This is a genomic window from Bradyrhizobium sp. HKCCYLS3077 (assembly GCF_051167555.1).
Taxonomy (GTDB): domain Bacteria; phylum Pseudomonadota; class Alphaproteobacteria; order Rhizobiales; family Xanthobacteraceae; genus Bradyrhizobium.
Map to the genome: position 1 here is coordinate 300,294 of NZ_JBNPTH010000009.1, position 6,311 is coordinate 306,604.

8 protein-coding genes are annotated in these 6,311 nt (G+C 65.7%); 7 read left to right on the forward strand and 1 reads right to left on the reverse strand.

Translation table 11 applies throughout. From position 1 onward, the window contains the following. Nucleotides 1-4: 4 nt before the first annotated feature. Nucleotides 5-628 carry a ParB-like protein gene (locus tag ACQR0Z_RS31510; RefSeq protein WP_434857616.1) on the reverse strand — a complete coding sequence of 208 codons (624 nt, stop codon included), beginning with the start codon at nt 626-628 and terminating at the stop codon, nt 5-7. Nucleotides 629-823: 195 nt separating this feature from the next. On the opposite strand from ACQR0Z_RS31510, the gene ACQR0Z_RS31515 reads away from it, so the two are divergent. From ACQR0Z_RS31515 to ACQR0Z_RS31545, 7 genes are all read left to right on the forward strand, one after another. Continuing rightward, complete coding sequence (locus ACQR0Z_RS31515) at nt 824-1,186, forward strand: hypothetical protein (RefSeq protein WP_434857617.1); 363 nt, start codon at nt 824-826, stop codon at nt 1,184-1,186. Between the two features lie 204 nt (nt 1,187-1,390). Next, nucleotides 1,391-1,672 carry an acyl carrier protein gene (locus ACQR0Z_RS31520; RefSeq protein ID WP_006609130.1) on the forward strand — a complete coding sequence of 94 codons (282 nt, stop codon included), beginning with the start codon at nt 1,391-1,393 and terminating at the stop codon, nt 1,670-1,672. 9 nt (nt 1,673-1,681) lie between these two features. Continuing rightward, a complete protein-coding gene (locus ACQR0Z_RS31525; RefSeq protein ID WP_257165422.1) occupies nt 1,682-2,152 on the forward strand; it encodes a 3-hydroxyacyl-ACP dehydratase FabZ family protein in 471 nt (156 codons plus the stop codon). Further along, the gene (locus tag ACQR0Z_RS31530) at nt 2,149-3,354 is read left to right on the forward strand and encodes a beta-ketoacyl-ACP synthase (protein WP_434857618.1); all 1,206 of its coding nucleotides are present in this window, start codon (nt 2,149-2,151) and stop codon (nt 3,352-3,354) included. The genes ACQR0Z_RS31525 and ACQR0Z_RS31530 overlap by 4 nt, the downstream gene beginning before the upstream one ends. A gap of 37 nt (nt 3,355-3,391) precedes the next feature. Continuing rightward, a complete protein-coding gene (locus ACQR0Z_RS31535) occupies nt 3,392-4,666 on the forward strand; it encodes a beta-ketoacyl-ACP synthase (protein WP_434857619.1) in 1,275 nt (424 codons plus the stop codon). Nucleotides 4,667-4,682: 16 nt separating this feature from the next. Next, entirely contained in the window at nt 4,683-5,615 is a 933-nt protein-coding gene (locus tag ACQR0Z_RS31540) for a lipid A biosynthesis lauroyl acyltransferase (RefSeq protein ID WP_434876793.1), read from the forward strand. 161 nt (nt 5,616-5,776) lie between these two features. Beyond that, nucleotides 5,777-6,154 carry a VOC family protein gene (locus tag ACQR0Z_RS31545; RefSeq protein WP_434857621.1) on the forward strand — a complete coding sequence of 126 codons (378 nt, stop codon included), beginning with the start codon at nt 5,777-5,779 and terminating at the stop codon, nt 6,152-6,154. The last annotated feature ends 157 nt before the right edge of the window (nt 6,155-6,311 follow it).

Here is a 6,311-nt window from a genome sequence, read left to right on the forward strand (position 1 = left end):
TCGATCAGTCGTCCGCGGCCGGGCCGCACCAACCCGGCAGGTAGACCGCGTCATGGCTCTTGGCGAACGCCAGCGCGTGCTCCATGGCCGCCTCGAAGCGCTCCTCGACGGTCTTGCGCTTGACCTTGCGGCGCAGGAAGTCCGCCCACAGGAACTCGCTGAACGGCGTGGTGTCCTTGGCGAAGCCGCCGGCGCGGCGCAACTCGCCGGCGAGGCTGCGGTACGGATCGTCCTTCAGGTCCGCCACGCTCTTCGGCAAGTCCTTGAATGGCCGCCGCTCGCCCTTGGCGTCATAGGGATAGACCCAGCGCTTGTTGTCCATCACGTTCCAGAAGCCGTCGGGATCGACCATCGAGAGGTCGCCGATCACGGTGACGAGCACGTCCTTGACGCCCTCGTCGTGCAGCGCGCGGGTCAGATGATGATGGTCGACGACGTAGTGCCGCCTGTCCGGCCCGAGCACGACCGGGATCATGTGCTTGCCGAGCAGCTCGGCCCTCTTCTTGGCCTTGTGCGCGCGCCAGCGCTCCCGCTTCTCCATCACCTCGCGCATGCCGACCGTCATCTGCGTCGGCCGCAGCGACAGGATCGGAATGGGATGCAGCAGCGGCTCTCTCATATTCGCCATGCGTCAGCTCCGATGAACGACCGGCAATATGCCACGTCCGCCCGGGCCTTGCAGCGCCTCCCGCGAAGCAATCCCGACCGGTTCCAGGGATCGCATCTACAGAGTGAGAGGCTTTGCTGATGCAGCTCAATCGTGGCAAAGTTTCTTTGTGAGAGGTTGTGCCCGCGTGCTAAGAAACAGCATCGGAGTCGAGGCATGAAGTCCCAGCGCCCCATTGCAGCGGAGGAAGAGCATCGCGTGGTGCCGTTCCGGCCCCGCAATGGCCCGGCGCGCCGCGTCGCCGAGGGCGGCAGTCCGCCCATGAATCCCCCCGTGCCGCTGCGGCGGCCCGAACCGGCTGCCCTCGACCTGTCCCGCTACGAGCGGCCTCGCGAGGAGCCGGACGATTTCCGCCATCGCATCCTGGCCAATATCGCCGCCATCGCCTTCACCATCGCGCTGACCGCGATCGGAATCTGGCTGGCGATGAGCATCGCCGATCTGCGCAAGACCCAGGACTGCCTGCTGACCGGACGGCGCGACTGCGCCCGGATCATCACCGAGACCTACACGCCCTGACGGCCACCTCAGACCTCCCGACAGGGCATCACAATCCCGCCACAACCCGCGCGCCCGGCTCCATTGAACTCACCGCGGCGCTCCGATATACGGGCACACGACTCCTGGGCGACGGGGGTAAAAGGGCTCGCATCAGACGCCCCCGGGGCGGTGTCCCCTCGTTGCCCTTCTCCGGATTAGCTCCAAAATATCAAAGGCTTAGTGATGTCCTCAACATTCGATCAGGTCGCCACGATCATCGCTGAAACCTGCGACATCCCGCGCGACACGATCACGCCGGATAGCCACGCCATCGACGATCTGGGCATCGACAGCCTCGATTTCCTCGACATCGCCTTCGCGATCGACAAGGCCTTCGGCATCAAGCTGCCGCTCGAGAAGTGGACGCAGGAAGTCAACGACGGCAAGGCTAGCACCGAGCAGTATTTCGTGCTCAAGAACCTGTGCGCCCGCATCGACGAGCTGGTCGCCGCCAAGGGCGCCTGAGCGCCCGCCATGCAGATCGAATACTTCCTGCTGATCGACCGCATTCTCGACCTCAGACTGGACGAGAAGACCATCACCGTCGAAGCCAAGGTTCCCACCGAGAGCACGATCTTCGAAGGGCACTTCCCGGGCTATCCGATCATGCCCGGCGTTCTGCTGATCGAGTCGATGGCGCAGACCTCCGGCTGGCTGTTGCTCGCGCTGATGAAGTTCGAGCGGATGCCGTTCCTTGCCGCGGTGAAGGAAGCCAAGATGCGCGGCTTCGTCCAGCCGGGCGAGGTGCTGACAGTCGAGGCCAACGTGCTGCATGAGGGCTCCGGCTACGCCATCACCGAGGCGCGCGTGAAGGTCGGCGGCAAGCTGCGCTCGAACGCGACGATCACGTTCAGCCATGTCCCCTTCCCCAATCCGGAGCTGCGCGGACACATGGACGCCGTCGCCGAGCGCGTCGGTTTTCCGCAACAGATCCTGCAGCGATGAGTGAGACGCCTTCCGTGACATCAGCCCCCGTCGAAGTCTGGATCACCGGCATCGGCCTTGCGACCTCGCTCGGCGAGGGCCTCGATGCGAACTGGGAGGCTCTCAACGCCGGCCAGATCAATGTCGATGAGAAGGGCTTCGCGCCCTACATCGTGCATCCCTGGGCGAAAGTGAATCTCGAGGCGCAGATTCCCAAGAAGGAACAGCGCCAGATGGAGGCGTGGCAGCGCATCGGCACCTACGCCGCCGGGCTCGCGCTGGATTCGGCTGGCCTCAAGGGCAACAAGGACATCCTGTCCCGGATGGACATGATCGTCGCCGCCGGCGGCGGCGAGCGCGACATCTCGGTCGACACAGCGATTCTCAACGCCGAGGCGGAAGGCAACTGCACACCGGGCTTCCTCAACGACCGGCTGATGAGCGATCTGCGCCCGACGCTGTTCCTGGCGCAGCTCTCCAACCTGCTCGCCGGCAATATCGCGATCTCGCACGGCGTCTGCGGGACGTCGCGCACCTTCATGGGCGAGGAAGTCGCGGGTGTCGACGCGTTCAAGATCGCGCTGGCTCGCATCGCGGGCGGCCAGAGCGACATCGCGCTGGTTGGCGGCTCGCATAATGGCGAGCGCAAGGACCTGCTCGTGCTCTACGAGTTTGGCGACTACAATCTCAAGAACGAGTTCAAGCCGGTGTGGGCGCGCCAGGAGCATCCGGGTTTCGCGCTCGGCTCGGCCGGCGCCTTCCTGGTGCTCGAGTCCAAGCCGCATGCCGAAGCCCGTGGCGCCAAGCCGCTGGCGCGGCTGAGCAAGGTCGTCGCCGACCGCGCCCGCCGCAAGGAAGCTGGCGCCGTGACCGGCACGCTCGACCGGCTGTGGTCGGCGCTCGATGTGCACGACGCGCCCGGCGCGATCATCACCGGCGCCACCGGCGCCGAGCCCGTGACGTCTGAGGAGCGCGCGTTCCTCGATCATCACAAGGCCTTCGCCGTGCGATCGAGCGGCACCCGCTTCGGCCATACGATGGAGGCGCATTTCGCGCTCGATCTGGCGCTCGCCGCGCTGTCGATCTCGCGCGGCGCGCTGTTCGCGCCCGGCGACACGTCCGGCGTCGAGAGCGAGATGAAGGAGGCTCCGACCCAGATCGTGGTGGTCGGCGCCGGCCATTACCGCGGCGAAGGCATGGCCTTGGTCGAAGCTGTCAAGTGAACGCGGCGCGCGCCAGGACGACGCGACGGGGGACATCATGAGTGTACGCGACAAGTTTGGACGTCCCGTCGTGGTCGTGACGGGCATGGGCATCGTCACCTCGCTGGGTGCGGGCAAGTCCGACAATTGGACCAAGCTGGTGGCCGGCGAGTCCGGCATCCGCACCATCACGCGCTTCCCGATCGACGGGCTGAAGACGACGATGGCCGGCACGGTGGACTTCGTGCCGGTGGCGCCGTTCACCTCCACCGGCCTGTCCGAGCGGCTCGGTCACATGGCCGTCGAGGAAGCGATCGCGCAGGCCGGCATCGGCTCGAAGGGCGACTTCCCGGGCCCGCTGTTTCTCGCCGTCGCGCCGGTCGAAATCGAGTGGCCGCAGCGCCTCGAGCTCGCGCATGAGGTCGGCGGCACGCAGTTCACCTATGACGACCTCCTGAAGGTCTGCGGCGGCGGCAAGTTCGTCAACTATCACCACCGCTTCCTGTTCGGCTCGGTGGCGGATTCGCTGTCGGACACGTTCGGCACCAAGGGCTCGCCGATCTCGCTGTCGACCGCCTGCGCCTCCGGCGCCACCGCGATCCAGCTCGGCGTCGAGGCCATCCGCCGCGGCGAGACCGACGTGGCGCTGTGCGCGGCCACCGAAGGCTCGGTCAATCCGGAAGGCCTGGTGCGCTTCTCGCTGCTGTCGGCGCTGTCGACCCAGAACGATCCGCCGCAGGCGGCGTCGAAGCCGTTCTCCAAGAACCGCGACGGCTTCGTCATGGCCGAAGGCGCCGGCGCGCTGGTGCTGGAGAGCTATGACGCGGCCGTGGCGCGCGGCGCCAAGATCCTCGGCGTCGTCGCCGGCTGCGGCGAGCTGACCGACTCGTTCCACCGCACCCGCTCCTCGCCGGACGGCAAGCCGATCATCGGCTGCATCCGCAAGGCGCTGGCCGACGCCGGCATGGCGCCGGAGCAGATCGACCACATCAACGCCCACGGGACCGCGACGCCCGAGAACGACAAGATGGAATATGTCGGCGTCTCCGCAGTGTTCGGCGAGCACACCGGCAAGATCCCCGTGTCGTCCAACAAGTCGATGGTCGGACACACCATCTCGGCCGCTGGCGCGGTCGAGGCGATCATTTCGCTGCTCACGCTCGAGCATCAGCTGATCCCGCCGACCATCAACTACGACATTCCGGATCCCGCGATCCTGTTCGACGTCGTCGGCAACAAGGCCCGCGAGGCGCGGGTCACCGCCGTGATGTCGAACTCATTCGGCTTCGGCGGCCAGAACGCCTCGCTGATCCTGACCCGCGAACCGGCCTGATCCGCCTGTCGCATCGATGAGTCTCATTCCCCTCCGGACCAAGCTCGTCATCCGCCAGAAGGTGAAGTCGCTCGGGTCCTCGGCCGTCGGCGCGCTGACGGTCGGCATGCTCAAGACCACGCGCTATTTCGATCCGCAGAAGACCGCTGACCGCTTCGCACGCATCGCGCAGTGGATCGGCCCGAAGCTTCGCGAGCAGCGCATCGGCCGCGACAATCTCACCAAGGCCTTCCCCGAGAAATCGCCCGAGGAGATCGAGCGAATTCTCGCTGGCGTCTGGGACAATCTCGGCCGCGTCGGCGCCGAGTTCGCGCATCTCGACAAGATCTGGGACTACGACGAGGAGCATCCCGAGCGCAGCCGCATCGAGCTGACGCCGCGCACCCACGAGCTGTTTCATCAGCTCCGCCTCGACGGCAAGCCGGCGCTGATCTTTGCGAGCCACCTCGCCAATTGGGAAATGCCGGCGCTCGCCGCCGTCGCCCACAAGCTCGACACCGCGATCCTCTATCGCCGCCCGAACATCGCCGCCGCCGATCGCATCATTCAGGAAATGCGCCAGGTGAAGATGGGCACGCTGATCCCCGCCGGCCGCGACGCGCCGCTGCGGCTGGGCCAGGCGCTGAAGAACGGGCAGCACGTCGCGATGCTGGTCGATCAGTACCTGACCGGCGGCGTCGAGGTGACGTTCTTCGGCCGCAAGACCCGCGCCAACCCGATGCTGGCCCGCCTGTTGCGCCAGGTCGAATGTCCCGTGCATGGCGTGCGCATTATCCGCCTGCCGGGCAATCGCTTTCAAGCCGAGCTGTCGGAGGAAGTGAAGCCGGTGCGCGATGCGAATGGGCAGATCGACATTCAGGGCATGACACAGGCCGTGACTAACGTCGTCGAGAGCTGGGTGCGCGAATATCCGGAGCAATGGCTCTGGCTGCACCGCCGCTGGCGGTAGGCCCTCCTCGCAGTGGAATTCCACCGCAAGGAAGAAGATCGGTAGCACGATCTTCCGTCAACAAGCCATCTGAAGAAAACTCTTACCTCATGAAGCGACGCTCGCTACCTTGGCGCCGTATCCGACACGCTGTTCGGAATCTCCAGGGAGGATAAGCGCTGATGTTTTCGCACATCATGATCGGCACCAACGACCTCGACAAGGCCAAGGCCTTCTACGACAAGCTGCTGGGGACGCTCGGCGTCCGCCCCGCGAAGGTCGACGGCCACCGGATTTTCTACATCACCCCGACCGGCGTCTTCTCGGTCTCCAAGCCGATCAATGGTCAGCCGGCGACGCCGGCCAACGGCGGCACCATCGGCTATGCCTGCAGTTCGTCCGAGCAAGTCGATGCCTGGCACGCAGCGGGCCTGGAAGCCGGCGGCACCACCTGCGAGGATCCGCCCGGGGTCCGTCAAGGATCGACTGGCAAGCTGTATCTCGCTTACTTGCGCGATCTCGACGGCAACAAGCTGTGTGCGATGCACCGGCTGGCGTAATCTCGCCGGCGTCATTGCGAGGAGCAACGCGACGAAGCAATCCAGAGTCGGGGTCTCCGCCCTGGATTGCTTCGCTTCGCGTAACTACCCAGGTCGCCGCTCTGTCAAGCAAGGCGGATTGTATGGATGAGCTGTGTTGGGCATAGGGTCAATGTTT

Bases quoted from the DNA above. Each gene is read 5' to 3' on its own strand.
- ACQR0Z_RS31530 (WP_434857618.1), top strand. From the start codon at position 2,149: ATGAGTGAGACGCCTTCCGTGACATCAGCCCCCGTCGAAGTCTGGATC.
- ACQR0Z_RS31545 (WP_434857621.1), top strand. From the start codon at position 5,777: ATGTTTTCGCACATCATGATCGGCACCAACGACCTCGACAAGGCCAAG.
- ACQR0Z_RS31520 (WP_006609130.1), top strand. From the start codon at position 1,391: ATGTCCTCAACATTCGATCAGGTCGCCACGATCATCGCTGAAACCTGC.
- ACQR0Z_RS31535 (WP_434857619.1), top strand. From the start codon at position 3,392: ATGAGTGTACGCGACAAGTTTGGACGTCCCGTCGTGGTCGTGACGGGC.
- ACQR0Z_RS31515 (WP_434857617.1), top strand. From the start codon at position 824: ATGAAGTCCCAGCGCCCCATTGCAGCGGAGGAAGAGCATCGCGTGGTG.
- ACQR0Z_RS31525 (WP_257165422.1), top strand. From the start codon at position 1,682: ATGCAGATCGAATACTTCCTGCTGATCGACCGCATTCTCGACCTCAGA.
- ACQR0Z_RS31510 (WP_434857616.1), bottom strand. From the start codon at position 628: ATGGCGAATATGAGAGAGCCGCTGCTGCATCCCATTCCGATCCTGTCG.
- ACQR0Z_RS31540 (WP_434876793.1), top strand. From the start codon at position 4,683: ATGAGTCTCATTCCCCTCCGGACCAAGCTCGTCATCCGCCAGAAGGTG.